This is a genomic window from Kitasatospora sp. NPDC057692 (assembly GCF_042799475.1).
GTDB lineage: Bacteria > Actinomycetota > Actinomycetes > Streptomycetales > Streptomycetaceae > Kitasatospora.
Genome location: NZ_JBHVIV010000201.1, coordinates 1 through 1,348, shown reverse-complemented (window position 1 = coordinate 1,348; position 1,348 = coordinate 1). Strand labels below are relative to the sequence as shown.

Here is a 1,348-nt window from a genome sequence, read left to right as displayed (position 1 = left end):
GCTCGCCATGGCCGCATCGGCATGTCCGAGGTAGCTGCAAAGCTCGGAGATCGATTGGAACTGTCGTTGCAGATCAGACCGGAAGACTGCTGCCTTGCTGCGGGTCATAACGCGACCTCTCGGGGGGAACGATGCGGATACTCGGTTGACAGATTCTGCGATGCGGGTCCATCGTAGAGCCCAGCACAGCCCGTAGTCATCAGTTCCGCAGATGACGATCCGTCAGAAGGAGTCACACCATGCCCGCGATCTTCCACGTCGACCAGGCCCGAACCTTCTCCATGGTCATGTTCCTCAGCTGCGCCGCGAAGATGCAGTTCGGCACGCAGACGCAGGACAAGACCAAGGACGGACTCCCCAAGTGGGAGGTTCAGGTGGTCGCCAGCTTCACCCAGTTCGGCCGGACGGAGAACGAGATCCTCAAGGTCGGCGTCGTCAGCTACGACGACCCGGCGAAGGCTCTCCAGAACATGCCTCAGCCGGTCGAACTCGTCGGCTTCCGTGTCGGCGTCACCCCGGCCGAGAAGCGGACCGACCGCAACGGCAACGAGAAGATCATGGGCGGTACGGCCTGGTACCAGGCGGACGAGATCCGCTCCCTGTCGGCGGTGCCGACCGGCCGCAAGTCTGCGGAGGCCTGACCGTGTCGAACGCGGACTCCCTCCGGCTCGCTCCCCTGGTCGTCGGCCTCGCCCTCGTGGCGCTGGCGGCCTGGGGGGCGGTCGCCCTCTTCCTCACCACCTACCGGTACATCCGCGCAACCCCGCTCCAGCGTCGCCGGATGCGCCACGCCTGGAAGATCGCCCGCCGCTGGCGTCGCCTCGCTCCGAACCTCGGCCTGGCTCGCGTCGACGAGAACACCAAGGGCGTCAAGGACCTGAACGGCAAGGTCAAGAAGCCCGTCACGGTCGTCCCCCGGCTCAAGGTCTTCCCCGAACCGTGGGGCATCCGGGCCGTACTCCAGACCATCCCCAAGGTCGGCATCGACGAGGTGGACAAGGCCGCTGGCTGGCTCGCCGACGCCTGGGACTGCCAGACGATCGAGGTCAAGCGGCTGGCTGCCGGACTCGTCGAGATCACCGGCATCGTCGGGAACCCCCTCGACGAACACCAGCCGTACGCCTGGCCCGAGACGACTGGGTCCTGCCGATGGGCCACAACCCCTGGATGCGCCAGGTCGGAATCCCGCTCAAACAGCTCTCCGGGATCAAGGTCGCGGGCATGCCCGGCTACGGCAAGACCATGCTCATGCTCGCCTGGATGGCCTCCCTCGCCAACCGAGCATCCGTCCAGTTCGCCGTGTTCGACGGCAAGACCGCCGACCCTCGATACGGCGACTGGGGAGAGG

Annotated in this window: 1 protein-coding gene and 1 pseudogene; both read left to right on the top strand. The window is 66.2% G+C overall.

The window, feature by feature from the left end; genetic code table 11:
* Nucleotides 1-239: 239 nt before the first annotated feature.
* A complete protein-coding gene (locus ACFVFS_RS40795; protein ID WP_377852233.1) occupies nt 240-641 on the top strand; it encodes a hypothetical protein in 402 nt (133 codons plus the stop codon).
* Between the two features lie 526 nt (nt 642-1,167).
* Nucleotides 1,168-1,348: pseudogene (locus ACFVFS_RS40790) on the top strand (cell division protein FtsK); the annotation flags it as partial.